Source organism: Pseudomonas sp. RGB, from assembly GCF_007713445.1.
In the GTDB taxonomy this organism is placed as follows: domain Bacteria; phylum Pseudomonadota; class Gammaproteobacteria; order Pseudomonadales; family Pseudomonadaceae; genus Aquipseudomonas.
In genome coordinates, this window is sequence record NZ_VMSH01000001.1 from 423,585 (window position 1) to 450,468 (window position 26,884).

General features: G+C 61.1%; 25 protein-coding genes and 1 pseudogene. 14 read left to right on the forward strand and 12 right to left on the reverse strand.

The window, feature by feature from the left end; all coding sequences use genetic code 11:
- Window positions 1-57: 57 nt before the first annotated feature.
- The 3 genes from FPT15_RS02015 (at window position 58) to FPT15_RS02025 (ending at window position 3,757) form a co-directional block, all read left to right on the forward strand.
- Window positions 58-342: a hypothetical protein gene (locus FPT15_RS02015; RefSeq protein WP_106575823.1), complete on the forward strand. Its 285-nt coding sequence runs from the start codon at window positions 58-60 to the stop codon at window positions 340-342.
- Window positions 343-493: 151 nt separating this feature from the next.
- Window positions 494-748, forward strand: coding sequence for a TIGR02647 family protein (locus FPT15_RS02020; protein WP_010207442.1), 255 nt, complete (start codon window positions 494-496; stop codon window positions 746-748).
- Between the two features lie 168 nt (window positions 749-916).
- On the forward strand, window positions 917-3,757 hold the full coding sequence (locus FPT15_RS02025) for a class I adenylate cyclase (protein WP_145158070.1): 2,841 nt from the start codon (window positions 917-919) through the stop codon (window positions 3,755-3,757).
- An 11-nt stretch (window positions 3,758-3,768) separates the two neighbouring features.
- Here FPT15_RS02025 and rnk read toward each other — a convergent pair whose 3' ends face one another.
- The 3 genes from rnk to cyaY form a co-directional block, all read right to left on the reverse strand.
- Window positions 3,769-4,179 carry a nucleoside diphosphate kinase regulator gene (rnk, locus tag FPT15_RS02030; RefSeq protein WP_145158073.1) on the reverse strand — a complete coding sequence of 137 codons (411 nt, stop codon included), beginning with the start codon at window positions 4,177-4,179 and terminating at the stop codon, window positions 3,769-3,771.
- 131 nt (window positions 4,180-4,310) lie between these two features.
- Entirely contained in the window at window positions 4,311-4,529 is a 219-nt protein-coding gene (locus tag FPT15_RS02035) for a DUF1289 domain-containing protein (RefSeq protein WP_106575827.1), read from the reverse strand.
- A gap of 2 nt (window positions 4,530-4,531) precedes the next feature.
- The gene (gene cyaY / locus FPT15_RS02040; RefSeq protein WP_094948747.1) at window positions 4,532-4,864 is read right to left on the reverse strand and encodes an iron donor protein CyaY; all 333 of its coding nucleotides are present in this window, start codon (window positions 4,862-4,864) and stop codon (window positions 4,532-4,534) included.
- Between the two features lie 238 nt (window positions 4,865-5,102).
- On the opposite strand from cyaY, the gene FPT15_RS02045 reads away from it, so the two are divergent.
- From FPT15_RS02045 to FPT15_RS02070, 6 genes are read left to right on the forward strand one after another with little or no spacing between them, the layout of a single operon-like run.
- Window positions 5,103-5,273 carry a lipoprotein gene (locus FPT15_RS02045; protein WP_106575828.1) on the forward strand — a complete coding sequence of 57 codons (171 nt, stop codon included), beginning with the start codon at window positions 5,103-5,105 and terminating at the stop codon, window positions 5,271-5,273.
- A 9-nt stretch (window positions 5,274-5,282) separates the two neighbouring features.
- Window positions 5,283-6,530 (forward strand): diaminopimelate decarboxylase, encoded by a 1,248-nt coding sequence (gene lysA, locus FPT15_RS02050; protein ID WP_145158076.1) that lies wholly within the window; start codon window positions 5,283-5,285, stop codon window positions 6,528-6,530.
- A gap of 3 nt (window positions 6,531-6,533) precedes the next feature.
- A complete protein-coding gene (gene dapF / locus FPT15_RS02055; RefSeq protein WP_145158079.1) occupies window positions 6,534-7,364 on the forward strand; it encodes a diaminopimelate epimerase in 831 nt (276 codons plus the stop codon).
- Between the two features lie 13 nt (window positions 7,365-7,377).
- The gene (locus tag FPT15_RS02060; protein ID WP_145158082.1) at window positions 7,378-8,094 is read left to right on the forward strand and encodes a DUF484 family protein; all 717 of its coding nucleotides are present in this window, start codon (window positions 7,378-7,380) and stop codon (window positions 8,092-8,094) included.
- 2 nt (window positions 8,095-8,096) lie between these two features.
- Entirely contained in the window at window positions 8,097-8,996 is a 900-nt protein-coding gene (xerC, locus tag FPT15_RS02065; protein WP_124418740.1) for a tyrosine recombinase XerC, read from the forward strand.
- Complete coding sequence (locus FPT15_RS02070) at window positions 8,993-9,688, forward strand: HAD family hydrolase (protein WP_145158085.1); 696 nt, start codon at window positions 8,993-8,995, stop codon at window positions 9,686-9,688. The genes xerC and FPT15_RS02070 overlap by 4 nt, the downstream gene beginning before the upstream one ends.
- A 204-nt stretch (window positions 9,689-9,892) precedes the next feature.
- On the opposite strand, the gene sutA is transcribed toward FPT15_RS02070, so the two are convergent.
- The 4 genes from sutA to glnK all read right to left on the reverse strand — a co-directional run bounded on the left by sutA (window position 9,893) and on the right by glnK (window position 12,670).
- Window positions 9,893-10,219 carry a transcriptional regulator SutA gene (gene sutA / locus FPT15_RS02075; protein WP_106575834.1) on the reverse strand — a complete coding sequence of 109 codons (327 nt, stop codon included), beginning with the start codon at window positions 10,217-10,219 and terminating at the stop codon, window positions 9,893-9,895.
- A 102-nt stretch (window positions 10,220-10,321) separates the two neighbouring features.
- Window positions 10,322-10,747: a secondary thiamine-phosphate synthase enzyme YjbQ gene (locus tag FPT15_RS02080; protein WP_071485166.1), complete on the reverse strand. Its 426-nt coding sequence runs from the start codon at window positions 10,745-10,747 to the stop codon at window positions 10,322-10,324.
- Window positions 10,748-10,956: 209 nt separating this feature from the next.
- Entirely contained in the window at window positions 10,957-12,297 is a 1,341-nt protein-coding gene (locus FPT15_RS02085; RefSeq protein ID WP_145158088.1) for an ammonium transporter, read from the reverse strand.
- Window positions 12,298-12,331: 34 nt separating this feature from the next.
- Window positions 12,332-12,670 carry a P-II family nitrogen regulator gene (gene glnK, locus FPT15_RS02090; RefSeq protein WP_002555808.1) on the reverse strand — a complete coding sequence of 113 codons (339 nt, stop codon included), beginning with the start codon at window positions 12,668-12,670 and terminating at the stop codon, window positions 12,332-12,334.
- 423 nt (window positions 12,671-13,093) lie between these two features.
- On the opposite strand from glnK, the gene FPT15_RS02095 reads away from it, so the two are divergent.
- A complete protein-coding gene (locus tag FPT15_RS02095) occupies window positions 13,094-13,357 on the forward strand; it encodes an accessory factor UbiK family protein (RefSeq protein WP_145158091.1) in 264 nt (87 codons plus the stop codon).
- A 213-nt stretch (window positions 13,358-13,570) separates the two neighbouring features.
- Window positions 13,571-15,067 (forward strand): YifB family Mg chelatase-like AAA ATPase, encoded by a 1,497-nt coding sequence (locus tag FPT15_RS02100; protein ID WP_145158094.1) that lies wholly within the window; start codon window positions 13,571-13,573, stop codon window positions 15,065-15,067.
- 227 nt (window positions 15,068-15,294) lie between these two features.
- On the opposite strand, the pseudogene FPT15_RS02105 reads toward FPT15_RS02100, so the two are convergent.
- From FPT15_RS02105 to FPT15_RS02115, 3 genes and pseudogenes are all read right to left on the reverse strand, one after another.
- Window positions 15,295-15,438 (reverse strand): annotated as a pseudogene (locus FPT15_RS02105) (TetR/AcrR family transcriptional regulator); the annotation flags it as partial.
- 37 nt (window positions 15,439-15,475) lie between these two features.
- Window positions 15,476-17,452 (reverse strand): methyl-accepting chemotaxis protein, encoded by a 1,977-nt coding sequence (locus FPT15_RS02110; RefSeq protein WP_145158097.1) that lies wholly within the window; start codon window positions 17,450-17,452, stop codon window positions 15,476-15,478.
- A gap of 167 nt (window positions 17,453-17,619) precedes the next feature.
- Window positions 17,620-18,540, reverse strand: a complete 921-nt coding sequence (locus FPT15_RS02115; protein WP_124418743.1) for a LysR substrate-binding domain-containing protein — start codon at window positions 18,538-18,540, stop codon at window positions 17,620-17,622.
- Between the two features lie 137 nt (window positions 18,541-18,677).
- Between FPT15_RS02115 and FPT15_RS02120 the strand changes: the two genes are divergently transcribed.
- Complete coding sequence (locus FPT15_RS02120) at window positions 18,678-20,081, forward strand: NorM family multidrug efflux MATE transporter (RefSeq protein WP_145158099.1); 1,404 nt, start codon at window positions 18,678-18,680, stop codon at window positions 20,079-20,081.
- A 140-nt stretch (window positions 20,082-20,221) separates the two neighbouring features.
- Here the strand turns inward: FPT15_RS02120 and FPT15_RS02125 are convergent, their stop codons facing one another.
- Entirely contained in the window at window positions 20,222-21,886 is a 1,665-nt protein-coding gene (locus tag FPT15_RS02125) for a bifunctional diguanylate cyclase/phosphodiesterase (RefSeq protein ID WP_145158102.1), read from the reverse strand.
- 268 nt (window positions 21,887-22,154) lie between these two features.
- Here FPT15_RS02125 and rep point away from each other — a divergent pair, with 268 nt between their 5' ends.
- A complete protein-coding gene (rep, locus tag FPT15_RS02130; protein ID WP_053258644.1) occupies window positions 22,155-24,164 on the forward strand; it encodes a DNA helicase Rep in 2,010 nt (669 codons plus the stop codon).
- 58 nt (window positions 24,165-24,222) lie between these two features.
- Window positions 24,223-24,795, forward strand: a complete 573-nt coding sequence (locus tag FPT15_RS02135) for a xanthine phosphoribosyltransferase (RefSeq protein ID WP_094948722.1) — start codon at window positions 24,223-24,225, stop codon at window positions 24,793-24,795.
- Window positions 24,796-24,943: 148 nt separating this feature from the next.
- On the opposite strand, the gene FPT15_RS02140 is transcribed toward FPT15_RS02135, so the two are convergent.
- Window positions 24,944-26,866 (reverse strand): acetyl-CoA hydrolase/transferase C-terminal domain-containing protein, encoded by a 1,923-nt coding sequence (locus FPT15_RS02140; protein ID WP_145158105.1) that lies wholly within the window; start codon window positions 26,864-26,866, stop codon window positions 24,944-24,946.
- Window positions 26,867-26,884: the final 18 nt, after the last annotated feature.

Below are 26,884 nucleotides of genomic sequence, written 5' to 3' on the forward strand. Positions count from 1 at the left end.
CAGCATCACCTGCCTGAATGGGGGTAGACTGGCGCCCTTTCCTTGAGGAGCCCCGCCATGAGCGAGCCGACCGATATCGACAACGACGAAGAAGAATTCACCGAAAGCACGCTGACCCAGGCCATCGAAAACCAGATCGAAAGCGACAACCCGCCTGCCGCCAAAGCCACCTTCAACAAGCTGACCCTGGTGGGCTACGAGCGCGAAGACATTCTGAATCTCATGGCCCACGTGCTGGCTGTGGAAATCGACAAGATGCTTGAAGAAGACCGCGCCTTCGATACCCAATGGTATGAAACCGCGCTGCGCGCACTGCCGGAATTACCCCCGGAAAACGACTGAATCGAGCACTTTCGTGGCCGGGAAGCCTGCTTCCTCGCCACAAACCTGCGCCATATCAAGACCCACGACTTTCTCACTGGACAGCCTGGCAAAGTGCGTTCACCTTATGCCCTGCTAGCCTCTAATAAATTTTAGAAAGTCTGGAGTCCTTATGTCGTATACCCCTGAGTTGGTTGCCGAACTGGAAATCCTTGTACTCTTCCCCTTGGACAGCACCAAGGAAGGTCTGAAAGTCCACCAGACCGCCGCCCCCACTGCCATCGCCGCGGCCAAGCGCCTCCATGCAAAAGGCCTTATCGACCAGCCAGACGGGGGCTACCTGACCAGCCTTGGCCGGGACGCTGCAGAGCAGGCCCAAACCCTGCTGACCATTCTGACGACTGCTACCACCAAAGAAGCTGCCTGATCCCTGATACCGCCCATGGAGTCCGCTTTCTGCGGATTCCGAGGGCATTGCTGTGGATGGCACAAAATTCTGACGCCAGAAACCATTTCCCTCTAAACCTCCTACGCTTGTGTCTGTAAACTCCTAGACGGCCGCCCACGTCGGGCCCTGCGAGCCAACGAGTTCGACATGACCCGCACCCATGAAATCCGCCCCGACCTGGACGAAGGCATCGACCGCAAGGTGCTGGCCCAATTGCGCGCGCGCTTCATGGCCCTCAATGAAGGCCGCATGGCCCGGGCCGTCGAAGGTCTGACTCCGCGCCAGCAAAGCGTGTTGACCCTGTTGCCGCTGTTTTTCCACGTCAACCACCCCCTGCTGCCAGGTTATGTCTCGGGCAGCACGCCGGCCGGGCTGTCCAATTTCGAACCGGACGCCCAGGCTCTCACTGAAGCTCAGCGCCTGACCCGTTCGTTTTCCTACAAGCCACGCCATGGCAATCCGCCACGGCCTATCCTCGGCCTGTACCTGATGGGCAGCCTTGGCACCCTGGCTCAAGCGGACCAAAGCGATATGGACGTGTGGGTCTGCCACTCGCCCGAACTTGGCGAAACCGAACTGGCCGAGCTGCGCAAAAAGTGCCAGTTGCTGGAAGCCTGGGCCCTGACCATGGGCGCCGAGGCGCATTTTTTTCTGATCGAACCGACGCGCTTTGTACTGGGTGAACGCGACACGCAACTGAGCTCCGACGACTGCGGCACCACCCAGCATTACCTGCTGCTGGATGAGTTCTACCGCACCGCCATCTGGCTGGCCGGGCGCACGCCGATCTGGTGGCTGGTGCCGGTGTACGAGGAACGCCGCTACGCCGAGTTCACCCATACGCTGATTTCCAAACGCTTTATCCGCGCCGACGAAACCCTGGACCTTGGGCACCTGGCGCACATCCCTCCGGGCGAATTCATCGGCGCCGGGCTGTGGCAGTTGTTCAAGGGCATCGAGTCGCCCTACAAATCGGTGCTCAAGCTGCTGCTGACCGAGGTTTATGCCAGCGAGCACCCGAACGTGTACTGCCTGAGCCTGCGCTTCAAGCGCGCCGTATTCGCCAATCAGATGGACCTGGACGAGTTGGACCCGTACATCGTGGTTTACCGCCGCATCGAGGAATACCTCAAGGCGCGCAATGAGCCGGAGCGCCTCGAACTGGTGCGGCGCGCGCTGTACCTGAAGGTCAATCGCAAGCTCAGCGTCGGCCAACGCAGCACCGGCTGGCAACGCCGTCTGCTGGAGCGCCTGGCCAATGAATGGGGCTGGGACCAACGCCAACTGGCTCTGCTGGACAGCCGCAGCCAGTGGAAAGTGCGCCAGGTCGCCTCCGAGCGCCGCGCACTGGTCAACGAACTGAATTACAGCTACCGCTTCCTCACGCAGTTCGCCCGTACCGAGCAAACCGCCAGCCTGATCAACAAGCGCGATCTGAACGTGCTGGGCCGGCGCCTGTATGCAGCGTTCGAACGCAAGGCCGGCAAGGTTGAGTTCATCAACCCCGGCATCGCGCCCGACTTGGCCGAAGACACGCTCACGCTGGTGCAGTCCCCCAATCGCAAGGAACCGGGCCAGTATCACTGGGGCCTGTACAACGGCAACCTTACGGCGCTGGAATGGGAGCACTTCGCGCCGATCAAGCGCAGCCGCGACCTCTTGGACATGCTCACCTGGTGCCATCGCAACGGCGTGATCGACAGCAGCACCCGCCTGGCACTGCACCCGGGCGTCAGTGACATGACCGAATTCGAGCTGTTCAACCTGCTGGGCAGCCTGCAACAAACCATCGCCCTGCCGTTGGCCAGCGTCGATGAGGATCGCCTGTTGCGCTCGGCGGTGCCGGAAGAAGTGCTGTTGCTGATCAACGTTGGTGTCGACCCGCTCAAACATCATCGCGACTTGAACATCCTGATGACCACCGAGCGCACCGACTCCCTGAGCTATGCCGGCGTGCGCGACAACCTGGTGCTGACTCTGGATCAGGTCACGCTCAATAGCTGGAACGAGGTCATGGTCAGCCGCTACGACGGCCCCCACGCGCTGCTCGACTGCCTGCGTGACTACCTCAATCAACTGCCGTCGGACCACTTGCCACGCCTGCGGGTGCGCTGCTTCTGTCACAACCGTGCGCAGTTCATTGCCCAGCGTGTAGAAGAAATTTTCGACACCGCGCAAAACCTGTTGCTTAGCCAGTCCAATCACCGCTACCTGTTGCAGGTGCAGCAGCACTACCACGTGATGGAGCTGATGCCGGGTCAGGCCACCCATGTGTCACTGCCGACCCAGGACGCGCTGATTGCCTACCTCAGCGAAGAACTGGCCAGCTACAGCCCACTGCACCTGGACGCCATGGCCCTGGAAGACTACGACCTGGCGCTGCTGCTGCCGATGGGCCTGGCCGATTGCGTGCAGGTGTTCTACCGGGTCAATGAAGGTTTTGCCGAGTTGTATGTGTTGGATGAGTTCAACGCGCTCTGGCAGCAACGCCTGCCGTTTCATGATGAGCAGAGCCTGTTGGCGCCGTTGCAGCGTTTTCTGCAATCGATCATCTATCGCCGCGAAGCGCTGGCGCCGCTGGATACGCAGCAGCCGTTGGGCGAAGTGCAAATCTTGTATTACCAACTGTTGCCATCAGGCAGCAATCGCGCACGCGGCATCGAGCCGCGCCCCGCGCCGCAGAACCCGGCTAATAAGCCGTTTTATGACGTGCAGGCGATTATCGGCAAGGCGACGCCCGGCCAAGTGGGCATCACCCTGTACTGCAACCAGCGGGAGTTTTGCGAACTGGAGTTTGGCGACCAGCTGTTTGCCGTGGTCGCTCAGGAAATCGTCGGGCAACGTCGAGAAACCGAACGTTACCGCTGCTACATCACCGACCTGGACCTGTCCGGCCTGCTCGGTGATGTGCAAAGCCCGAGCAACCTGTACCTGCGTTACAAGGCCGAGCTGGAGCTGTCGCTCAACAACGCACTGAAGCAGGTTTAAAGCGGCTCTTGTTACAGAGAGAACGCGCCGCCGTCTTTAGGCTGGCCTTCAACGCTGAGCAGTTCAAGCTTGAGGGTTTTGCCGCCGGGTGCCGGCCAGTCGATATGCTGGCCCACTTTCAGGCCGAGTAACGCACTGCCTACTGGCGCGAGGATCGAGATCTTGCCCTCGTCTGCGTTGGCATCCTTGGGGTAAACCAGGGTCAGGTGATAGTCCTTGCCGCTGCCTTGCTCACGGCAATGCACGCTGGAGTTCATCGTCACGACACTTGCAGGCACTTCCTCGTGGCCAACCACTTCTTCGGCGCGGTCGAGTTCGTGCTGCAGGGCTTCGACGCCCGGCGAGTCCTCGCCTACACGGTCGATCAATTGCTCAAGACGCTGCACGTCGAGACGGGTAAGTATGATGGAAGGTGCGGTCATGATTCAGGCAGACTCCTTTTTTCTGCACAAAAAAGCAAAACCCCGCCAGAAAAAGGCGGGGTTCTCACGGACCTCGATGAGTTGAGGTGTACCCGGACACTACCACAGCGACACAAATAAACAAGACGACCTCAGGCACGCTCCCTGCGTTGCTCGGCCTCTGCGCAGATCACCCGGCGCCGGTTATCGTCGGCGGAGCGCCATTCACGAATGTCTTCCACATGGCGGAAGCACCCGAGGCAGACTTTCTGCTCGTCCAGGCGACACAAACTGATACAAGGTGACGGTACCGCCGGGCTGACATTGCTGAACAGCGGCTTGGGCGGGCGTACGGGTGCAGGCTGGGTCACCATCAGATCTCGTCGAAGTCCAGGTCAGCGCCGGACTGTTCCTTCGTGAGGCGCGCAAGCATTTCGCTCAGCAGCTCCTCGGTGGTGTCGTGCGCCCAACGGTTTTCTTCTTCGTCGTAATCGAAGTGAAAACCACCGGTGCGGGCCGCCAGCCATAGCTGACGCAACGGCTCCTGACGGCTAAAGATCAGTTGGGTGCCGTTTTCAAACTTGACGGTCAGCACGCCGGCTGAGTTTTCCAGGTCCACGTCCAGGCCGCTGTCGTCGAAAATATCTTCCAGCGCCTGCTGGGTCGCATCCACCAGGTCGTGAAAACGGGCTTCGGTCAAACTCATTGTGGCAACCTCAAAAGTGTCTGGTTTTGCTCAAGCGCCGCACGATACGGGCGAGCCCCGCTGATTGCAAAGGATACCGAGTTCATTACCGATGGAGGTATGAAATATCCCCGGCCAGCGTAGCCTGCTTCGCGCCCAAGTCGGCAAACCCCCGCCGGACGGGTATTTCGGCGCATAGGCAAGCTGGCGGGTGGTCGGTATACTCGGGCGCAATTAATGCATATTCAAGGATTTCGCCATGAAGCGCCTGATCTCTTCCCTTGCTGCGCTCGTCGCGGTCGCTTGCCTCGTCAGTGCCTGTGGTCAAAAAGGCCCGCTCTACCTGCCCGATGACAGCAAAGACCCGAATGACCAGGCGCAGTCGTCACAAAAGCCGTCAAAAGCGCATAAGCACGACACCTATCAATAAGGGAAACCCATGGACGCTTTTAACTACCGGGACGGCGAGCTGTTCGCGGAAGGCGTGGCGTTGTCCGCGATTGCCGAGCGCTTTGGCACCCCGACCTATGTGTACTCGCGTGCGCACATCGAAGCCCAATACCGTTCGTTTACCGACCCACTGAACGGCGTTACACACTTGGTGTGCTACGCGGTCAAGGCCAACTCCAACCTGGGTGTACTCAATGTCCTGGCGCGCCTGGGCGCCGGTTTCGACATCGTCTCCCGTGGCGAGCTGGAACGTGTGCTGGCAGCCGGCGGCAAGGCTGACAAAATCGTCTTCTCCGGCGTCGGCAAGAGCCGCGAAGACATGCGCCGCGCTCTGGAAGTCGGCGTGCATTGCTTTAACGTCGAGTCCACCGACGAGCTGGAGCGCCTGCAAGTCGTCGCCGCCGAGATGGGCGTTCGTGCGCCGATCTCGCTGCGCGTCAACCCGGACGTCGACGCCGGCACTCACCCCTACATTTCCACCGGTCTCAAAGAGAACAAGTTCGGCATCGCCATTGCTGACGCCGAGGACGTGTACATCCGCGCCGCGCAGTTGCCGAACCTGGAAGTGCTGGGTGTCGACTGCCATATCGGCTCGCAACTGACCAGCCTGCCACCGTTCCTGGATGCGCTCGACCGCCTGCTGGCGTTGACCGATCGCCTGGGCGAGTGCGGCATCTACCTGCAACACATCGATCTGGGTGGTGGCGTGGGTGTGCGTTATCGCGATGAAGAACCGCCGCAGATCGCCGACTACATTCAGGCTGTGCGCGAGCGCACTGAAGGCCGCGGCCTGACCCTGATGTTCGAGCCGGGCCGCTACATCGTTGCCAACGCGAGCGTGTTGCTGACCCAGGTCGAGTACCTCAAGCACACCGAGTACAAGGACTTCGCCATCGTCGACGCGGCGATGAACGACCTGATCCGCCCGGCGCTGTACCAGGCCTGGATGGATGTGACAGCCGTCAAGCCACGTGCTGGCGAAGGCCGTAATTACGACATCGTCGGCCCGATCTGCGAGACCGGTGACTTCCTGGCCAAGGAGCGTCAGCTGGCCCTGGAAGAAGGCGACCTGCTGGCCGTGCATTCGGCCGGTGCCTATGGGTTTGTCATGAGTTCCAACTACAACACGCGCGGCCGTGCCGCCGAGGTGCTGGTGGACGGTGATCAAGCGTTTGAAGTGCGTCGCCGCGAGACGGTAGCCGAGTTGTATGCTGGCGAAAGCCTGCTGCCGGAGTAAGCCATGCTGCTGCGTTTTACCAAGATGCACGGGCTGGGTAACGATTTCATGGTCCTCGACCTGGTCAGCCAGCACGCGCACATCCTGCCCAAGCACGTTAAACAATGGGGCGACCGCCACACCGGCATTGGCTTTGATCAATTGCTGATCGTCGAGGCGCCGAGCAACCCGGAAGTGGATTTCCGTTACCGGATCTTCAACTCCGACGGTTCCGAAGTGGAACAGTGCGGCAACGGTGCGCGTTGCTTTGCGCGTTTTGTGCTGGACAAGCGCTTGACCGCCAAGCGCCAGATTCGCGTCGAGACTAAAAGCGGCGTGATCGAGCTGGATATTCGCAGCGACGGCCAGATCAGCGTCAACATGGGCGAGCCACGTCTGGTGCCGGCGGATATTCCGTTTCAGGCCACCGAGCAAGCGACCAGTTACGCGCTAGACGTTGATGGCAAGCGCATGGATATCGCCGCAGTGTCGATGGGCAACCCGCACGCCGTGCTGCGGGTCAACGACATCAATAACGCCCCGGTGCATGACTTGGGGCCGAAAATCGAACATCACCCGCGCTTTCCGGCACGGGTCAATGTGGGCTTCCTGCAGGTGATCGACCGTTCCCGCGCACAATTGCGTGTGTGGGAACGCGGCGCCGGCGAAACCCAGGCCTGCGGCACCGGCGCTTGCGCTGCGGCCGTGGCCGCGATCAGCCAGGGGTGGATGGATTCGCCACTGTTGATCGACCTGCCCGGCGGACGCTTGTCCATCGAATGGGCAGGCCCTGGCCACCCGGTGATGATGACCGGGCCGGCCTCGCGCGTATACGAAGGACAGGTCCGCCTATGAGTGAGCAAAGCTAATGACCGACAAGCCTCAAGTACCCGCCCAAGCATCCCCGAGCGAAAGTCTGGAGGCCGCTGCTGTCGCGGCGTACCTTGAGGCTAATCCGGACTTCTTCGTCGAACACGAAGAGCTGTTGCCGGCCCTGCGCATTCCCCACCAGCGCGGCGATACCGTGTCGCTGGTAGAGCGGCAGATGAAGATCCTGCGCGAGCGCAATATCGAAATGCGCCATCGGCTCTCGCAGTTGATGGACGTGGCCCGCGACAACGACCGCCTTTTCGACAAGACCCGTCGCCTGATTCTTACCCTGATGGACGCCACCAGCCTGGAAGAAACGGTGATTGCCGTGGAAGACAGCCTGCGCCAGGACTTCCAGGTGCCGTTTGTGAGCCTGATCCTGTTCAGCGACAACCCGATGCCGGTGGGTCGCTGGGTCAGCGGTAGCGAAGCGCAGACCGCGATTGGCGGCTTGCTCTCTGAAGGCAAGACCATCAGCGGCACCTTGCGTGAGCATGAGCTGGATTTCCTGTTTGGCGCCGAACAGCGCAAGCAGATCGGCTCCACCGCCGTAGTCGCCCTCAGCCATCAAGGCCTGCACGGCGTACTGGCGATTGCCAGCCGTGACCCGCAGCACTACAAAAGCTCCGTAGGCACGCTGTTTTTGACCTACATCGCTGAAGTGCTCGGCCGGGTACTGCCGCGCTTCACCACCGCCCTGCGCGCGGTGCGCTAGCCATGGAACGGCAACTGGACGCTTATTGCGCTCACCTGCGCAACGAGCGCCAGGTGTCGCCCCATACGCTGGAAGCTTATCGGCGGGACTTGAACAAGGTCCTGGCGTACTGCGAAAAACAACAGATCGCCAGCTGGAAAGCCCTGGATATCCAGAGCCTGCGCAGCCTCATCGCGCGACTGCACCAGCAGGGCCAGTCTTCACGCAGCCTGTCGCGATTGCTTTCGGCGGTGCGCGGCCTGTATCACTACCTCAACCGTGAAGGCCTGTGCGATCACGACCCGGCCAACGGCCTGGCCCCGCCCAAGGGCGAACGGCGCCTGCCCAAGACCCTCGACACTGATCGCGCCCTGCAATTGCTCGACGGTGCCGTCGAAGACGACTTCCTCGCCCACCGCGACCAGGCCATCCTCGAGCTGTTCTATTCCTCGGGCCTGCGCTTGTCAGAATTGACCGGCCTGAACCTGGATCAACTGGACCTGGCGGACGGCCTGGTGCAAGTGCTCGGCAAAGGCAGCAAGACCCGAGTGCTGCCGGTCGGCCGCAAGGCTCGGGAAGCCTTGCAGCTGTGGTTGCCGCTGCGTCTGTTGACCAACCCCGCGGACGACGCGGTGTTTGTCAGCCAGCAAGGCCGACGCCTCGGTCCACGGGCGATCCAGGTGCGGGTCAAGCTCGCCGGCGAGCGCGAGCTGGGGCAGAACCTGCACCCGCACATGCTGCGACATTCTTTTGCCAGCCATCTGCTGGAATCGTCCCAGGACCTGCGCGCGGTGCAGGAGCTGCTCGGCCACGCCGACATCAAGACCACGCAGATCTACACCCACCTCGACTTCCAGCACCTGGCGACGGTGTACGACAGCGCCCATCCACGGGCCAAACGCATCAAGGGCGGCGACTCATGAGTATCAAGCTGATCACCTTCGACCTGGACGACACACTCTGGGACAACGTACCCGTCATCATCGGCGCCGAAGCGTCGATGCGCGAATGGCTGGCGACCCATGCCTCCAAGGTCGGCGATTTGCCTCTTGAGCATTTCGCCAGCCTTCGCCAGCAGGTGCTGGAGCGCCATCCCGAGCTCAAGTACCGCATCAGCCTACTGCGCCACCGCGTGCTGATGCACGCGTTTGAAGAGGCGGGTTATCCACAGCCCGAGGCCACGCAAATGGCAGACGTGTGCTATGAGGCGTTCATTCATGCCCGGCATCAGCTCACGCCTTTTCCTGAGGCCGAGCCGATGCTTCAAGCATTGCGCCAGCATTTCCTCCTGGGCGTGATCACCAACGGCAACGCCGACGTGCAGCGCGTGGGCCTGGCAGACTATTTCCACTTTGCCCTGCGCGCCGAAGATATCGGCATCGCCAAGCCGGATTCGCGACTGTTTCAGGAAGCGCTGCAACGCGCCGGCGTGGACGCCAGTCAGGCCGTGCATATTGGCGATCACCCCGGCGATGACATCGCCGGGGCGCAGCAGGCCGGGCTGCGGGCAGTGTGGTTCAACCCGACAGGCAAGGCATGGGAAGCGGATAAGCGCCCGGATGCGGAAATTCGTAGCTTGAACGAGCTGCCGCCGTTGCTTCGCAGTTGGCAGTAACGCTATCGCGGCAACACTAAAATCAAATGTGGGAGCCGGCTTGCTTGCGAATGCGGTGTATCAGTCAGCCCATCAGCAACTGCCAGAGCACTTCGCGAACACGCCCGCTCCCACATTTGACGGGTGGTGACCCGTAGGATTTATTACATCCATGAAAAAGCCCGCAGCGACGGCGGGCTTTTTCATGCAAGCGAGCGGCTGACCTCAGATAGGACGGCTACCGTACTTGTTATCCGGCTTCTTCGGTGGATCTGCTACCACGTTGGCCTCGACTTCCTGCACTTTGCCGCCTTTGGCGAGGAATTCTTCCATCGCACGGGCCAGCGCATCGCGCTCTTTGTTCTTGGCTTCAACGCTTGGCAGTTCATCTACCGAAACAGCGGCCTTGGCTTTGCCTTTGGCTGCCGGGACAGGTGCATCATCACCACCGTCGTCGTCAGCAACGTCCTCAGCTGCCGCCTCAAGACCTTCTTCGGCCTCGTCGTCGTCACCGACTTCGAGTTCGTCGTTTTCCAGATCATCGTCGCTCATGTTCTACCTCATGACTTGCGAAAAGCAGATTAGTTATAGCCCAGCTTCACCCTCTGTCGAGGTCGCCGGAAAAAAATCAACATCCACCGGATTACCAGTGGCTTATGCCCCATCACCGTGCAAGGTGGCGAGGACTTTACGAGCACCGCCATGATCACGGTGCTCGCCCAGATAAACACCTTGCCAGGTCCCCATCGCCAAGCGGCCGGCCTTGACCGGCAAACTCAGCTGGCAGCCCAGGAGACTGGCCTTGAAGTGCGCCGGCAGATCATCCGGACCTTCGTCGTTGTGTTCGAACCCTGCACGCCCTTGCGGCACCAGCGAGTTGAAAAAACGCTCGAAGTCACGGCGAACCGCCGGGTCGGCATTTTCGTTGACCGTCAACGAAGCCGAGGTGTGCTGCAACCACAAATGCAACAGGCCCACACGGCACGCCTTCAATTCAGGCAGGCCGGCGAGCAACTCATCCGTCACCAAGTGAAAGCCCCGGGGCTTGGCCCGCAGGGTTATCAAGGTCTGTTGCCACATACAGTTCTCCGCCCATCGGCGCGCATTCTAGCGCGCTCTGGAAAAAAACAAAGTACCGAATACACCTACATGCCTGTAAGAGATTCACACCCTTAAAAGTGCCGTGTGGATCCCATCACAAAGTCGGCATAAACCCGTACACCTTTAGCCACAGACAAACCCCAGACAAAAAAATGCCCGGCAAGCCGGGCATCTTTTTTTTCGCGTACTTACAAGTTGTAGCCGCGCTCGTTGTGTTGTGCCAGGTCGAGGCCCACGGCCTCTTCTTCGTCGGTAACCCGCAGGCCCATGACCATGTCCAGCACCTTGAGGATGATGAAGGTCACGATAGCCGTGTAGATCACGGTGAAGCCGACGCCTTTGCACTGGATCCAGACTTGCGCTGCGATGTCAGTGGTCGCCGCGTTGAAGCCGCCCAGAGAAGGCGCCGCGAACACGCCGGTCAGGATCGCGCCGAGGATACCGCCGATACCGTGCACGCCGAAGGCGTCCAGGGAGTCGTCGTAGCCGAGTTTGCGTTTCAGGGTAGTGGCGCAGAAGAAGCACACTACACCCGCCGCCAGACCGATCACCAGGGCGCCCATTGGGCCCACGGTGCCCGCAGCCGGGGTAATTGCAACCAGACCGGCGACGACGCCCGAGGCGATGCCAAGTGCGCTTGGCTTACCGTGAGTGACCCACTCGGCAAACATCCAGCCCAGCGCGGCAGCAGCGGTCGCAATCTGAGTGACCAGCATCGCCATACCGGCAGTGCCGTTGGCCGCAGCCGCAGAACCGGCGTTGAAGCCAAACCAACCGACCCACAGCATGGCAGCACCGACCAGGGTGTAACCCAGGTTGTGAGGCGCCATCGGCGTGGTTGGGAAGCCTTTACGCTTGCCGAGTACCAGGCACGCCACCAGGCCAGCCACACCGGCGTTGATGTGCACCACGGTGCCGCCGGCGAAGTCCAGCACGCCCCAATCGCCCAGCAACGAACCCGGACCGCCCCACACCATGTGCGCAATCGGTGCGTAGACCAGGGTGAACCAGACGCCCATGAAGATCAGCATCGCGGAGAACTTCATACGCTCGGCGAAGGCACCGACGATCAGCGCAGGCGTAATGATGGCGAACGTCATTTGGAAAGTGACGAACACCGCCTCAGGGAACAGCGCCGCAGGGCCGGTGATGCTCGCCGGGGTGACACCCGACAGGAACAGTTTGGACAGGCCGCCCACGAACGAGTTGAGGTTGACGACGCCTGCTTCCATACCGGTAGTGTCGAACGCCATGCTGTAGCCGTAAACGAACCACAAAATGGTGATCAGACCGGTGATGGCGAAGCACTGCATCATCACGGAAAGAATGTTTTTGGAGCGAACCATGCCGCCGTAGAACAGCGCGAGGCCTGGAATGGTCATGAACAGTACCAGCGCGGTGGACGTGAGCATCCACGCGGTGTCGCCGGAATTGAGGACTGGAGCAGGTACTGGGTCCGCCGCCATGGCCAGGGCCGGCATTACGAGGGACAACAGGGCTCCTAGCCCTGCGAATTTACGCAGAGTCATATTGTTTTCTCCTGGGGCGTTGGGGTTTGGCGGCTTAGATTGCGTCGGTATCGGTTTCGCCGGTACGGATGCGAATAGCCTGTTCCAGATTGACCACGAAGATCTTGCCGTCACCGATTTTGCCGGTGTTGGCGGCCTTGGTTATCGCCTCGATAACCCGGTCAAGATCCTTGTCGTCAATGGCGACATCAATCTTCACCTTTGGCAGAAAATCGACCACGTATTCCGCGCCGCGATACAGCTCGGTGTGACCCTTCTGCCGACCGAAGCCTTTGACCTCAGTAACGGTAATGCCCTGCACGCCGATCTCGGACAGCGACTCGCGTACATCGTCCAACTTGAACGGCTTGATGATGGCAGTGACTAGCTTCATGAAAACTCTCTCCCGAATTGGTGGACTTGCCCCAGGAAAACAAACCCGTCTCAAGTCTAAGCGCAGTGCCTGGCTTTGTAACGCGTCGTCGCCTCGGCATTTGCCGTTGCGACGCCAGCGAACCACTGGTGACGAAACCTGTACCCCTGATCCGTCGGCGCACTGCATTCGTCACAGCGACTGCATCAGTGCATGGGTCATGATCGTCTAAGCAGAAACCTTGCCAGCTCCGTAAAAATCACTGAAATCAGTCCTTTGCCCACTTATGCCCACCCGCAGGGCGTTTTGGCGACGCCAATGCGCACAAAAACAGTGCGCGGCCGCCCGGAGCACTGCGCGAAAAGCGTGCGCTCCAGGCGGTGAAAAAGACTATAGACGCTGCGTGATACACTGCCCGCCAACAGTTTTTCCGGAATGTTTCCCATGCTCGCGCCCAAAGATCTCCTCGACGCCCTGAGCGGCCACGCCTCTCGCCTGTTCAGCGGCGATACCCCGCTGCCTCGCAACGAAATCGAAAGCCAGTTCAAGGCGCTGCTGCAAAGCGGCTTCAGCAAACTCGACCTGGTGAGCCGGGAAGAGTTTGATAGCCAAATGGTGGTGCTGGCCCGCACGCGTGCACGGCTGGAGAGCCTCGAGGCGAAGGTCGCGGAGTTGGAAGCGCGGCTGACGCCACCTGCTGCTGAATAAACGCGGTCAATGTGGGAGCTGGCTTGCCTGCGATGCGGGCGCCTCGGTGTATCAGTTACACCGAGTCGATGCCATCGCAGGCAAGCCAGCTCCCACATTTGCTCTGCCTCGCTCTCCGGATACGTTCTGTAAAACCTCCCCCGCCTCGCTATTCCCTACCTCGTCTACCCTTGAAAAACCCGCAGGAAGCGGCCTCTCTTTCAAGGAACGAGCATGTCCCTCGCCATCGTCCACAGCCGCGCCCAGATCGGCGTCGAAGCCCCTGCCGTCACGGTTGAAGTGCACATGGCCAATGGTCTGCCGTCCCTGACACTGGTGGGCCTGCCGGAAACCGCCGTCAAGGAAAGCAAGGACCGCGTGCGCAGCGCCATCCTCAATTGCGCGCTGCAATACCCAGCCCGGCGCATCACCCTCAACCTCGCGCCCGCCGACCTGCCCAAGGACGGCGGGCGTTTTGATTTGGCGATTGCCTTAGGGATCCTGGCGGCCAGTGTGCAGGTGCCGGCGTTGATGCTCGATGACGTGGAATGCCTGGGCGAATTGGCATTGTCCGGCGAAGTACGCGCAGTGAAAGGCGTGTTGCCGGCAGCGCTGGCAGCCCGCAAGGCCGGGCGCACCGTGATAGTGCCGCGGGCGAATGCCGAGGAGGCGTGCCTGGCCTCCGGGTTGAAGGTGATTGCGGTGGATCACTTGCTGCAGGTGGTGGCGCACCTGAATGGGCAGATGCCAATCGAGCCCTACAAGTCTGATGGCTTGCAGTACCTGAACAAGCCCTATCCAGACCTGAGCGAAGTACAAGGGCAACTGGCGGCCAAGCGCGCGCTGCTGATCGCTGCGGCGGGCGCGCATAACCTGCTGTTCAGCGGGCCGCCCGGCACCGGCAAGACCTTGCTGGCCAGCCGGCTGCCGGGGTTGCTGCCGCCGTTGAGCGAGCAGGAAGCGCTGGAAGTGGCGGCGATCCAGTCAGTGGTCAGCCTCGCACCACTGAGCCATTGGCCGCACCGCCCGTTCCGTCAGCCACACCACTCAGCCTCGGGGCCGGCGCTGGTGGGCGGCGGGTCAAAACCGCAACCGGGGGAAATCACCCTCGCCCACCATGGCGTGTTGTTTCTGGATGAGTTGCCGGAGTTCGATCGCAAGGTCCTGGAGGTGCTGCGCGAACCGCTTGAATCGGGACACATCGTCATTTCTCGTGCGCGCGACCGAGTGAGTTTCCCGGCACGTTTTCAACTGGTGGCCGCCATGAACCCCTGCCCTTGCGGGTATATGGGCGAGCCCAGTGGACGCTGTCGGTGTACGCCGGAGCAGATTCAGCGCTATCGCAACAAACTTTCCGGCCCCCTGCTGGACCGGATCGACTTGCACCTTACCGTCGCCCGGGAAACCACGGCACTTAACCCGACCCAGCAGCCTGGCGATAACACGGCAAAGGCCTCGGCACAGGTGGCCGACGCCCGCGAGCGCCAACTCAAGCGCCAGGGTTGCGCCAATGCCTTTCTGGATTTGCCAGGGTTACGCAAACACTGCCAATTGGCGAAAGCCGATGAAGGCTGGTTGGAAAGCGCCTGCGAGCGGCTGACGCTGTCGCTGCGCGCGGCACATCGCTTGCTCAAGGTAGCGCGCACGCTGGCAGACCTTGAGCGGGTTGAGAATATTGCTCGGCATCACTTGGCCGAGGCACTGCAATACCGGCCTGCGGCGGTGAGCTAGCCTGAAAACGCAAAATCCATGGCAAGCGGGCTTGGTGTGGCAAGCGGGTTTGGTGTGGCGAGCGGGCTTGCCCCGCGTTGGGCTGCGCAGCAGCCCTAAAAACCGGCGACGCGGTCCAACAGTTGAAACATGGCGGCCGCACGGGGAGCGCTTCGCACTCCAACGCGGGGCAAGCCCGCTCGCCACAAAACTGGACCGCTCGCCACAGAAGTGTGCGGAATGGCGGCCTATGCGGGAAAGTCCAGCAACAGCCTCGCCACTTCCATCACTTCATCCAGCGCCGCCTCTGCCGACTCGGTAGAAGGGTTCAGCAACAGGTCATCGGCATACCCCATCGCCATGGCGAAGATCTGCCGGGCAGCACGCTGGGGCGGATCACGGCGCAAAACGTCGGGCGAGCGCTAAGCCTCAACGAAACCGATCAACCTCATGACGCAGGCCGGCCGCCAGGGTTTCCAGCTCTTTGGCGGTAACGGCCAGGTTCGACACCACTTCACGCTGCTCGCTGTTGGCCAGCGCAATGCTCTGCAAATTGCTGCTGAGCAACGTCGCGGTGCTGCTCTGTTCCTGGGTTGCCGTGGTAATTGCCGCAAATTGCTGACCGGCCGAGCGACTTTGCTCGTCGATACGCGCCAGCGCCGAAGCCACGTCGGCGTTGCGCGACAGGCCTTCCTGCATCAACGCATTGCCGTGTTCCATGGTGCTGATGGCATTACCGGTTTCCTGCTGAATGCTGTGGATCATCCCGGAGATTTCATCAGTAGCCTGGCGGGTGCGCGAGGCCAGGTTGCGCACCTCGTCAGCAACCACGGCGAAACCACGGCCTTGTTCACCGGCGCGGGCGGCCTCGATGGCCGCGTTGAGCGCCAACAGGTTGGTCTGTTCGGCGATCGAGGTGATCACGCCGACAATCCCGCCGATTTCCTGGGAGCGCTGGCCCAAGGTATTGATCACCGTGGCCGTGCTGTTCAGCGCGGTGGCGATATGTTCCAGGGACGACGACGCCTCTTGCATCGAGGTACGGCCGATGCGCGTCTGCTGGGCGTTTTCCTGGGCCAGTCGTTCGGTGTTGCCCATGTTGTCGGCGATGTTCAGCGAGGTGGCGCTGAACTCTTCCACCGCGCCGGCCATGCTGGTGATCTCGCCGGACTGCTGCTCCATGCCCTCATAGGCACCACCCGACAAACCGGACAAGGCCTGGGCTCGGCTGTTGACCTCTTCGGCGGCCTTGCGGATATGCGAGACCATGGTCGACAGGGCTTCACCCATCTGGTTGAAGCTGCGTGCCAATTGGCCTATTTCGTCATTACTGGACACATTGAGGCGCACACTCAAGTCACCCGCGCCGAGGGCTTCGGCTTGACGCACGAGGTCACTCAGGGGCTGCAACTTGCTGCGCAACAGCCAGACCGCCGCGCCCACCGCGAACAACATTGCCAACACGCTGCCAATCACCAGGCGAATACCAACGGCCCAGGTCACCTCGCGAATTTCGGATTTCGGCATGCTCGCCACCACCGACCACGGGCCGCCTTCAAACGGCACCGAGACGCTGTAGAAATCTTCGTTCTTGTCGCTCCAGAAGCGCCCCTCGCCCGGCTTTTTGGCCAGGTCGAGCATCACCGGTACCGCCTGGTCCAGCGCCTGCACGCCGGCCGGTGGCACCAGCCAGTGTTTCTGTTCATCCAGCAGCGCAAGGGAACCCGTTTTGCCGATACGGAAGCGCTTGAGGTTTTCAAACTGGGCTTTCTGGGCGTCGGTGTAGTCGAAACCGACAAACAGCACCGCAATCACTTTGCCGCCGGCATCGCGCACCGGTGTGTATTGGGTCATGTAGGAGCGGTCGAACAGCACGGCACGGCCGACGTAACTTTGCCCGGCAAGCAGGCGTTGGTAGGCCGGATGCTGGTGGTCCAGCGCCGTACCGATGGCGCGGCTGCCGTCTTGTTTGGTCAGGGACGTGCTGATGCGGACAAAGTCTTCGCCGCTGCGCACAAATACGGTGGCCACGCCGCCAGAGGTGTCCTTGAATTCATCGACCTCATCGAAATCGTTGTTCAACAGGTTGTTGCCCAGGAACAGGCTCGGGGTTTGTACACCCGCCACTGCGACCTGCTGCTCGCCGCGCACACTCAACCCCGCGCCGAAGCGCTTTTCAAACAGCCCGCTCAAACGCTGGGTACTTTCGCGCAAGGTGCTGTGGAAGGTATTGAGTTGGTCGGCGAGCAAACGCGCTTCGCTGGCCAGGTGTTCCTCGCGGGTGTCGAGGTTGGCGGAGTCGAGCGACCGCAAGGCAAAAACCGTACTGCCGCTGATGACGACAGCCAGTATCACGGCTAATGCGAGGCCTAACTGGGAGGCAATCCGAGCGCGAGGTTGAGACATGACAGCTCCTGGCCGAGGCCAGGATCATCCTGATCTCATAGCGCTACTCGGCAAATTATCGAGTGGGAAACGTTGGTGCACGGTTGTTCCAACACACCTTATTCGGCGGGCGCGAGGAATACTTGAGCGATTCACAGGGGTATCGCGCAAACGATTGCACAAATGCTTCAGTCGAGGCGCTCGACCTGGGGCAACTCCATGGCCTTGACCTCACCCTGGAGAAATTCTGCCAAGCGCCTTAAACGCTCACCACCGGGGCGGGTTTTCGGCCACACCAGGTAGTAATTTTCCCCACTGGCCACGGCGGTCGGCCACGGCAAGCTCAATCGTCCCTGGGCCACGTCTTCGGCGACCATCAGCAAATCGCCCATCGACACCCCGTAACCTCGTGCTGCGGCAATCATGCCCAGCTCAAGCGTGTCGAACACCTGCCCGCCCTTGAGCGAGACCTGAGATGCCAGCCCCATGCGCTGCAGCCAATTGCGCCAGTCGCGGCGGTCGGGCGTGGGGTGCAGCAGCTCAGCGCACGCCAGACGCGTTACGTCCCACGGCCCGTCTGCCAGCAGGTTGGGGGCGCCCACGGGGATCAGCAGTTCGGGGAACAGGTAGCTTGCCTCCCAGTCCGCCGGAAAGTGCCCGTAGCTCAGCAATACCGCGCAATCAAATGGCTCTTGGTTGAAGTCCACTTCGTCCACGCTCATCCACGCACTGGTCAGTTGCACCTCATTGCCCGGCTGCAACGCCCGGAAGCGACTGAGCCGCGCCAGCAACCAGCGCATGGTCAGGGTCGACGGCGCTTTCATGCGCAGGATGTCGTCCTCGGCATTCAGGGTGTGGCAGGCGCGCTCCAGCGCAGCGAAACCCTCGCGCACGCCGGGCAGCAGCAAGCGCGCCGCTTCGGTGAGCTGCAGGTTGCGGCCGCTGCGCTGGAACAGGCGGCAGGCAAAATGCTCTTCGAGTGTGCGGATATGCCGGCTGACGGCACTTTGCGTGATCGACAGCTCCTCTGCCGCGCGGGTAAAGGAGTTGTGCCGTGAAGCGGCCTCAAATGCGCGCAAGGCGTACAACGGAGGGAGACGACGTGGCATAGGGAAATCTCCGACAGAGCAAGCCCAAACCCTACCATGAGTTTTAATCATGCGAACGATCGCTTTTATCCTTTTGTGTAATGCGTCGAGAGCGCCGAGAATCAACCCTTCCCCAACCCTCTGACTTTCTGAGCGTGATGATCATGCAGCATCCGGTGCGTACTGAACTCTGGGCCATTCTGCGGCTGTCGGGGCCGTTGATTGCCTCACAGTTGGCGCACATGTTGATGGTGCTGACCGACACCCTGATGATGGCCCGCCTGAGCCCCGAAGCCCTCGCCGGCGGTGGCTTGGGCGCGGCGAGCTATTCGTTTGTGGCGATTTTCTGCATTGGCGTGATTGCCGCCGTCGGCACCCTCGTGGCCATCCGGCATGGCGCGGGCGACATCGAAGGCGCCACCCGCCTGACCCAGGCCGGGCTTTGGCTGGCCTGGCTGATGGCCTTGGTCGCGGGCTTGCTGCTGTGGAACCTCAAGCCCGTGCTGCTGATGTTCGGCCAAACCGAAACCAACGTGCACGCGGCGGGGCAATTCCTGACCATCCTGCCGTTCGCCCTGCCCGGCTACCTGAGCTTCATGGCCTTGCGCGGTTTTACCAGCGCCATCGGCAAGGCCACCCCGGTGATGGTGATCAGCCTGTGCGGCACAGTGCTCAACTACGTCCTCAACCACGCGCTGATCGAGGGCATGTTCGGCCTGCCCAAACTCGGCTTGATGGGCATCGGCCTGGTTACAGCGATCGTCGCCAACAGCATGGCCCTGGCGCTGATGTGGTACATCCGCAGCAACCGGGCATACGCGGCCTACCCGCTAAGCAACGGCCTGCTGCGCCTCAACACTCAATACCTGCGCGAGCTGTGGCGCCTGGGCCTGCCGATTGGCGGCACCTATGCGGTGGAGGTCGGCTTGTTTGCCTTCGCGGCGCTGTGCATGGGCACCATGGGCAGTACGCAACTGGCGGCGCATCAGATTGCCCTGCAAATCGTCTCGGTAGCGTTCATGGTGCCGGCGGGGATGTCGTACGCGATCACCATGCGCATCGGCCAGCATTACGGCGCCGGGCAGTTGCTGCAAGCGCGCATGGCCGGGCGGGTCGGCATCGGATTCGGTGCGGCAGTGATGTTGGGTTTTGCCGCAGTGCTGTGGCTGTTTTCCGATGCGCTTATCGGGCTGTTCCTCGACCATAACGACCCAGCCTTCCACGACGTTATCGTCCTGGCCGTCAGCCTGCTGGCCGTGGCGGCCTGGTTCGAATTGTTCGACGGTGTGCAGACCATCGCCATGGGCTGCATCCGTGGGTTGAAGGACGCCAAGACGACCTTTCTGGTGGGCTTGGGCTGCTACTGGCTGATCGGCGCGCCGGCGGCGTGGTTGATGGCGTTCACCCTCGGCTGGGGGCCGACCGGTGTGTGGTGGGGCCTGGCGTTGGGCCTGGCCTGCGCGGCCGTCAGTTTGACCTGGGCGTTTGAGGCGAAGATGAAAAGGATGATTCGGCGGGAGCCGGAAATTCGCGCTGAATTCCAAGCCATGCAGCCAGACTAGAGACTGTACTCGGTCAATGTGGGAGCTGGCTTGCCTGCGATAGCATCACCTGGATAGGCCTGACACACCGAGGTGCCTGCATCGCAGGCAAGCCAGCTCCCACACAAGCCCGCTCCCACAGTTTTTATTGGGTTCGCACTTCAACCCAGCAGCGCCTGCTGGCTTTTGCCGAATGTCAGGTATTCCACCAACTCCGGCAACGGCAATGGCTTGCTGATCAAATACCCCTGCGCCTGATCGCAGCCAAACAAGCGCAACAGCGCCAGTTGCTCAGGCGTTTCCACACCTTCAGCCACCACTTCCAGGTTGAGGTTGTGCGCCAGGTTGATCATGGCGTGCACCAGTTTGCGGTTCTCTTCGCGCTCTTCCATGCCGCCGACAAAGCTCTTGTCGATCTTCAACAAGGCAATCGGCAGGCTGTTGAGGTGCACGAACGACGAGAATCCGGTGCCGAAGTCATCCAGGGAAAACCGCACGCCCAGGCGGCCGAGGGCGTCCATGGTCTGTTTGACCAAGTCACTGCGGCGCATGACGGCGGTTTCGGTCAATTCGAACTCCAGCCACTGCGCTTCCACGCCGCGCTCGGCAATCAGCCGGCTGAGGGTCGAGAGCAGTTGGCTGTCCTGGAACTGGCGAAACGACAGGTTGACCGCCATGTGCAACGGCGGCAGGCCGCGTTCGCGCAGGTCTTGCATGTCGCGCAGGGCGCGGGAGATCACCCAGTAGCCCAGCGGCACAATCAGGCCGCTCTGTTCGGCCAGCGGCACGAACTCGCTGGGTGGCAACAGGCCGCGTTCGCCATGGCGCCAGCGCACCAAGGCTTCCAGGCCGACAATATGCCCGTCGTCCAGGTCCAGGCGCGGTTGGTAGTGCAGTTCCAGCTCGTCGCGGCGCAATGCGCGGCGCAGTTCACTTTCCAGGTCGGCCAGGCTGCGCGCGTTGCGGTTGATGCGTTCGTTGAAGATATGAAAGGTGCAGCCTTGCGTACTTTTGGCTTGCTGCATGGCGATGTGTGCGTGCCACATCAGCGGGTCGGCGCCAGCGCGCGCGCGGGCATGCGCCACGCCCAGGCTGCAGCCGATCAACAGGCTTTCGCCATCCACCCAATAGGGTTCGGCCATGGCTTCGGTGATGCGTTCGGCCATCCATTCGGCACGCTGGGGCGCGCGGCGCGTATCAATCAGCAGGGCGAACTCATCGCTGCCCAGACGCGCCAACTGGTCCCCGGCTTCGAGCTGGCTTTTGAGGCGCGAGACCACTTGCAGGATCAACCGGTCGCCGGCCTGATGGCCTAAGGCGTCGTTGGCATGGCGAAAGTTATCGAGGTCAAGGTGGCCGAGCGCCAGGCCGCGGCCTTCGTTTTCAACCAGACGCGCCGCCAGCAGGGTCTGGAAACCCTGGCGATTGGCGATCCCGGTGAGCGGGTCCTGTTCGGCCAGGCGCTGCAAGGTGGTCTCCAGCACGCCGCGCTCGCGGACATGGCGCAGGCAGCGGCGCAATGTATCGGCATCCAATACGTCACGGATCAACCAATCGCTGACACCCAGCGGCGAAACCAGAGGTTCCTGCTCCAACAACAATATGCACGGCAAGTTGCAACGGCCGGGGCAGGGTTGCAGGCTGGGCGTGGTCAATAACACGGCCGAGTGGTCGTCATCGAACAGACGACTCACCGAGTCCCAGTTGGGCGCACTGATCAGCACAGCCCCATCGCCCATCGGCGCCAGGCACTCGCGCAACAACGCTGCCCACGCTGGCTCATCGGCCAGTAGCAGCAAACGCAAGGGTTCGACAGGCGTAGACAAGCTAGCTCCCTAGACTCTGCAAAATTTCGTTGGCGGCGGGCATTATGACGCGCGGCCTGATAATCACCAATGATAAGGGTTATCAAATACGCTGACTGTAAGCATTCGTCCCGATCTTCAGGACAGAAGGCCCACACATCCTGCGGCAAAGTATCAAAACCGGCAAATTTAGATCGAGTGGTACGTCACACTGTCGTTCTGTGAGAGCAGAATCCTGCGAGCCTGTTAAAATGCCCGCCCTTTTGAACAACGACTCCCTGAATTCTGTATGTCCCGACTCAATCCCCGGCAGCAAGAAGCCGTGAACTACGTCGGCGGCCCTCTATTGGTGCTCGCCGGCGCGGGCTCCGGCAAGACCAGCGTGATCACCCGCAAGATCGCGCACCTGATCCAGAACTGTGGCATCCGCGCCCAGTACATCGTCGCCATGACCTTTACCAACAAGGCGGCGCGCGAAATGAAAGAGCGTGTCGGCACGCTGCTCAAGGGCGGCGAAGGCCGTGGCCTCACCGTGTGTACCTTCCACAACCTGGGCCTGAACATCATCCGCAAGGAGCATGCGCGGCTGGGCTACAAGCCCGGTTTCTCGATCTTCGACGAAACCGATGTGAAGTCGCTGATGACCGACATCATGCAAAAGGAATACGCAGGCGACGACGGCGTGGATGAGATCAAGAACATGATCGGCGCCTGGAAAAACGACCTGATCCTGCCGCCCCAGGCCCTGGAAAACGCGCGCAACCCCAAGGAACAGACCGCTGCCATCGTCTACACCCACTACCAGCGCACGCTCAAGGCGTTCAACGCGGTGGACTTCGACGACCTGATCCTGCTGCCGGTAAAGCTGTTCGAGGAACACGCCGACATCCTCGAAAAATGGCAGAACAAGGTCCGCTACCTGCTGGTGGACGAATACCAGGACACCAACGCCAGCCAATACCTGCTGGTGAAGATGCTGATCGGCACGCGCAACCAGTTCACCGTGGTGGGCGACGACGACCAGTCGATCTATGCCTGGCGCGGTGCGCGCCCGGAAAACCTGATGCTGCTAAAGGACGACTATCCGTCCCTGAAAGTGGTGATGCTGGAGCAAAACTACCGCTCCACCAGCCGCATCCTGCGTTGCGCCAACGTGCTCATCTCCAACAACCCCCACGAGTTTGAAAAACAACTGTGGAGCGAGATGGGCCACGGCGACGAAATCCGCGTGATCCGCTGCCGCAATGAAGACGCCGAAGCCGAGCGCGTGGCCGTGGAAATCCTCAGCCTGCACTTGCGCACCGACCGCCCGTACAGCGACTTTGCGATCCTGTACCGCGGCAACTACCAGGCCAAGCTGATCGAACTGAAATTGCAGCACCACCAGGTGCCGTATCGCCTGTCGGGCGGCAACAGCTTTTTCGGACGCCAGGAAGTAAAAGACCTGATGGCCTACTTCCGCCTGATCGTGAACCCGGACGACGACAACGCCTTCCTGCGCGTGATCAACGTGCCGCGCCGGGAAATCGGTTCGACTACCCTGGAAAAGCTCGGCAACTACGCCACTGAACGCAAAATCTCGATGTACGCCGCCACCGACGAAATCGGCCTGGGCGAGCACCTGGACACACGCTTCACCGACCGACTGTCGCGCTTCAAGCGCTTCATGGACAAGGTGCGCGAGCAGTGCGCCGGCGAAGACCCGATCAGCGCGCTGCGCAGCATGGTCATGGACATCGACTATGAAAACTGGCTGCGCACCAACAGCTCCAGCGACAAAGCTGCGGATTACCGCATGGGCAACGTCTGGTTCCTGATCGAGGCGCTGAAAAATACCCTGGAAAAAGACGAAGACGGCGAGATGACCGTCGAAGACGCCATCGGCAAGCTGGTGCTGCGCGACATGCTCGAGCGCCAGCAAGAAGAGGAAGACGGCGCCGAAGGCGTGCAGATGATGACCTTGCATGCGTCCAAGGGGCTGGAATTCCCCTACGTGTTCATCATGGGCATGGAAGAGGAAATCCTCCCGCACCGTTCCAGCATCGAAGCCGACACTATCGAAGAAGAACGGCGCCTGGCCTACGTGGGCATTACCCGCGCGCGTCAGACGTTGGCCTTCACCTTCGCCGCCAAGCGTAAGCAATACGGCGAAATCATCGACTGTGCCCCCAGCCGGTTCCTCGACGAACTACCACCGGACGATCTGGCCTGGGAAGGCAATGACGACACCCCGACCGAGGTGAAAGCCGTTCGCGGCAATACCGCCTTGGCGGACATACGCGCGATGTTAAAGCGCTAGAATCGACTACTTTTTAATCTACTTTCGGCGCACACCGCGCCATTAGAGGAAGCTTTCCGTGGAAGCACTGCACAAGAAAATTCGCGAAGAAGGCATCGTGCTTTCCGATCAGGTACTCAAGGTCGATGCCTTTCTGAACCACCAGATCGACCCGGCGCTGATGAAACTGATCGGCGACGAATTCGCCGAGCGCTTCAAGGACTCGGGCATCACCAAGATCGTCACCATCGAAGCCTCGGGCATTGCGCCGGCGATCATGACCGGCCTTAACCTTGGCGTGCCGGTGATTTTCGCCCGCAAGCAGCAGTCCCTGACCCTGACGGAAAACCTGCTGTCGGCGACCGTGTATTCCTTCACCAAGAAGGTCGAAAGCACCGTGGCGATCTCCCCGCGCCACCTGACCAGCAGCGACCGCGTGCTGGTGATCGATGACTTCCTGGCCAACGGCAAGGCGTCCCAGGCGCTGATCTCAATCATCAAGCAAGCCGGCGCGACCGTCGCAGGCCTGGGAATTGTGATCGAGAAGTCATTCCAGGGTGGCCGTGCCGAGCTGGATGCGCAGGGTTATCGGGTTGAGTCGCTGGCGCGCGTGAAATCGCTGGCCGGTGGCGTGGTCACGTTCATCGAGTAATGGGCAGCACCGCAAACCCCAAGTGAACACAGATCAAAATGTGGGAGGGGGCTTGCCCCCGATAGCAGTGGGTCAGCCAACACATTGGGTGACTGATACACCGCAATCGGGGGCAAGCCCCCTCCCACATTTGGTTTCGTGGAAATTTTTAGTGTGCGGTGGCCTGTAGGCCGGCGAGCAACAGGCGCTGGTACAGATCTTCTTTCAGCCCGTCCGGCTTATCCAACCGCATCCGTTTGAGATGCTCAGGAAACGCCTCCGGCTCCGGTGCATCCAGCGCCGCCTTGCCCAACTCCAGAATCTCCGTCAGCTTGAATTTGCTTTTGAGCCAGTTCAAAGCGCGCAACAGATCCTTCTCCTCATCCGTGAAGTCAGTGCCCAGCGGATACTCCGGAAACAGCCGGTGATGCCGCGCCTGAATACCCTTGAGCCGCTCCGGCGTATTGTCGGCAAAACGTGGGTCCAGCTGGAAATCCTTGGGTAATTTGCCGGCCTTTTGCGCCTGTTCGATCAAGTCGTTCTGAAAGCGCGAGTCGGTGATATTCAGCAGCGCCTCGATCACCTTGGCATCTGTCTGCCCACGCAAATCGGCAATCCCGTACTCGGTGATGACGATATCGCGCAGGTGTCGGGGAATGGTGCAGTGGCCGTACTCCCAGACAATATTGGAACTGACCTCCCCGGCCGACTCGCGCCAACTGCGCAGGATCAGGATCGAACGCGCGCCTTCCAACGCATGGCCTTGCGCAACAAAGTTGTACTGCCCGCCGACGCCGCTGAGCACACGGCCATCTTCCAACTGATCGGCTACACCTGCGCCGAGCAAGGTCACCATGATCGCGCTGTTGATAAACCGCGCGTCCAGGCGTTGCAGGCGCTTGAGCTCTTCCTGGCCATACAGCTCGTTGATGTAGCTGATGCGCGTCATGTTGAATTCGAGGCGCTTGGCGTGCGTCATTTCCTGCAGGCGCTGGTAAAAACTGCGCGGCCCGAGAAAGAAACCGCCATGGATCGACACGCCGTCAGGTTGCGCCGCGTCGTCCAGCGTGCCGGCATTGGCTTGCGCCTGGGTCGCCACATCCGGGTAAACCTTGCGCCGGATAATGCCGGCGTCGGCCAGTACCAGCAGGCCGTTGACGAACATTTCGCTGCAGCCATACAGGCCACGGGCAAAGGGCGACACACCGCCTTCGCGGCTGATCAGGGGCGCCCATTGATACACATCAAGGTCGGTGAGCAGCAGTCGATAAGCCTCGTTATCCGCCTGGCGCGCCAGCAAGGCGGCGGTCAGCGCGTCGCCCATGGAGCCGATACCGATCTGCAACGTGCCGCCATCGCGCACCAGCGTGCTGGCATGCACACCGATAAAGTGGTCCTGCAAGCCCACCGGCATATTGGGTGTGGAGAACAGCGTGGTGCTGTCCTTTTCGTCGATCAGGTAATCGAACGCGTCCATGCCCAGTTCGGCATCGCCCGGCATGTAGGGCAGATCGGAATGCACTTGGCCAACGATCAGGATGGTTTCGCCATCCTCACGGCGCTTCTCGATCATCGGCAGCAGGTCGAGTGTGATGTCGGGGTTGCAGCTCAAGCTCAGGCGATCCGGATGCTCAGTGCTGCTGGCCACCAGTTGCGCCACCAGATTCAGGCCGGCGGCGTTGATGTCGCGCGCCGCGTGACTGTAATTGCTGCTGACGTAATCCTGCTGCGCCGATGCGCTGTGGAGCAGGCTGCCGGGCTGCATGAAGAACTGCTGCACGCGGATGTTCGCGGGCAGGCTGTCCTTGTGCAGGTCGGCGAGAAAATCCAGCTCGGGGTAGTCGCCAAAGACGCGTTCGATGAAGGGCTCGAGAAAGCGCTTCTGCAAACCGTCGCCCAAGGTCGGACGACCCAGGGCCAGCGCGGTGTAGATCGTCAGCGTCCGCTCCGGCAACTTGGCGATGCGCCGGTACAGCGCGTTGACGAACAGGTTGGGCTTGCCCAGGCCCAGGGGCATGCCCATGTGGATATGCGCGGGCAAGCGCGCCAATACGTCGTCAACTGCTTGCTCGATTGAACACAACTGCACCATCCGACCCTCCTGAACATT

Bases quoted from the DNA above. Each gene is read 5' to 3' on its own strand.
- FPT15_RS02015 (WP_106575823.1), top strand. From the start codon at position 58: ATGAGCGAGCCGACCGATATCGACAACGACGAAGAAGAATTCACCGAA.
- FPT15_RS02020 (WP_010207442.1), top strand. From the start codon at position 494: ATGTCGTATACCCCTGAGTTGGTTGCCGAACTGGAAATCCTTGTACTC.
- FPT15_RS02025 (WP_145158070.1), top strand. From the start codon at position 917: ATGACCCGCACCCATGAAATCCGCCCCGACCTGGACGAAGGCATCGAC.
- rnk (WP_145158073.1), bottom strand. From the start codon at position 4,179: ATGACCGCACCTTCCATCATACTTACCCGTCTCGACGTGCAGCGTCTT.
- cyaY (WP_094948747.1), bottom strand. From the start codon at position 4,864: ATGAGTTTGACCGAAGCCCGTTTTCACGACCTGGTGGATGCGACCCAG.
- FPT15_RS02045 (WP_106575828.1), top strand. From the start codon at position 5,103: ATGAAGCGCCTGATCTCTTCCCTTGCTGCGCTCGTCGCGGTCGCTTGC.
- lysA (WP_145158076.1), top strand. From the start codon at position 5,283: ATGGACGCTTTTAACTACCGGGACGGCGAGCTGTTCGCGGAAGGCGTG.
- dapF (WP_145158079.1), top strand. From the start codon at position 6,534: ATGCTGCTGCGTTTTACCAAGATGCACGGGCTGGGTAACGATTTCATG.
- FPT15_RS02060 (WP_145158082.1), top strand. From the start codon at position 7,378: ATGACCGACAAGCCTCAAGTACCCGCCCAAGCATCCCCGAGCGAAAGT.
- xerC (WP_124418740.1), top strand. From the start codon at position 8,097: ATGGAACGGCAACTGGACGCTTATTGCGCTCACCTGCGCAACGAGCGC.
- FPT15_RS02070 (WP_145158085.1), top strand. From the start codon at position 8,993: ATGAGTATCAAGCTGATCACCTTCGACCTGGACGACACACTCTGGGAC.
- sutA (WP_106575834.1), bottom strand. From the start codon at position 10,219: ATGAGCGACGATGATCTGGAAAACGACGAACTCGAAGTCGGTGACGAC.
- FPT15_RS02080 (WP_071485166.1), bottom strand. From the start codon at position 10,747: ATGTGGCAACAGACCTTGATAACCCTGCGGGCCAAGCCCCGGGGCTTT.
- FPT15_RS02085 (WP_145158088.1), bottom strand. From the start codon at position 12,297: ATGACTCTGCGTAAATTCGCAGGGCTAGGAGCCCTGTTGTCCCTCGTA.
- glnK (WP_002555808.1), bottom strand. From the start codon at position 12,670: ATGAAGCTAGTCACTGCCATCATCAAGCCGTTCAAGTTGGACGATGTA.
- FPT15_RS02095 (WP_145158091.1), top strand. From the start codon at position 13,094: ATGCTCGCGCCCAAAGATCTCCTCGACGCCCTGAGCGGCCACGCCTCT.
- FPT15_RS02100 (WP_145158094.1), top strand. From the start codon at position 13,571: ATGTCCCTCGCCATCGTCCACAGCCGCGCCCAGATCGGCGTCGAAGCC.
- FPT15_RS02110 (WP_145158097.1), bottom strand. From the start codon at position 17,452: ATGTCTCAACCTCGCGCTCGGATTGCCTCCCAGTTAGGCCTCGCATTA.
- FPT15_RS02115 (WP_124418743.1), bottom strand. From the start codon at position 18,540: ATGCCACGTCGTCTCCCTCCGTTGTACGCCTTGCGCGCATTTGAGGCC.
- FPT15_RS02120 (WP_145158099.1), top strand. From the start codon at position 18,678: ATGATCATGCAGCATCCGGTGCGTACTGAACTCTGGGCCATTCTGCGG.
- rep (WP_053258644.1), top strand. From the start codon at position 22,155: ATGTCCCGACTCAATCCCCGGCAGCAAGAAGCCGTGAACTACGTCGGC.
- FPT15_RS02140 (WP_145158105.1), bottom strand. From the start codon at position 26,866: ATGGTGCAGTTGTGTTCAATCGAGCAAGCAGTTGACGACGTATTGGCG.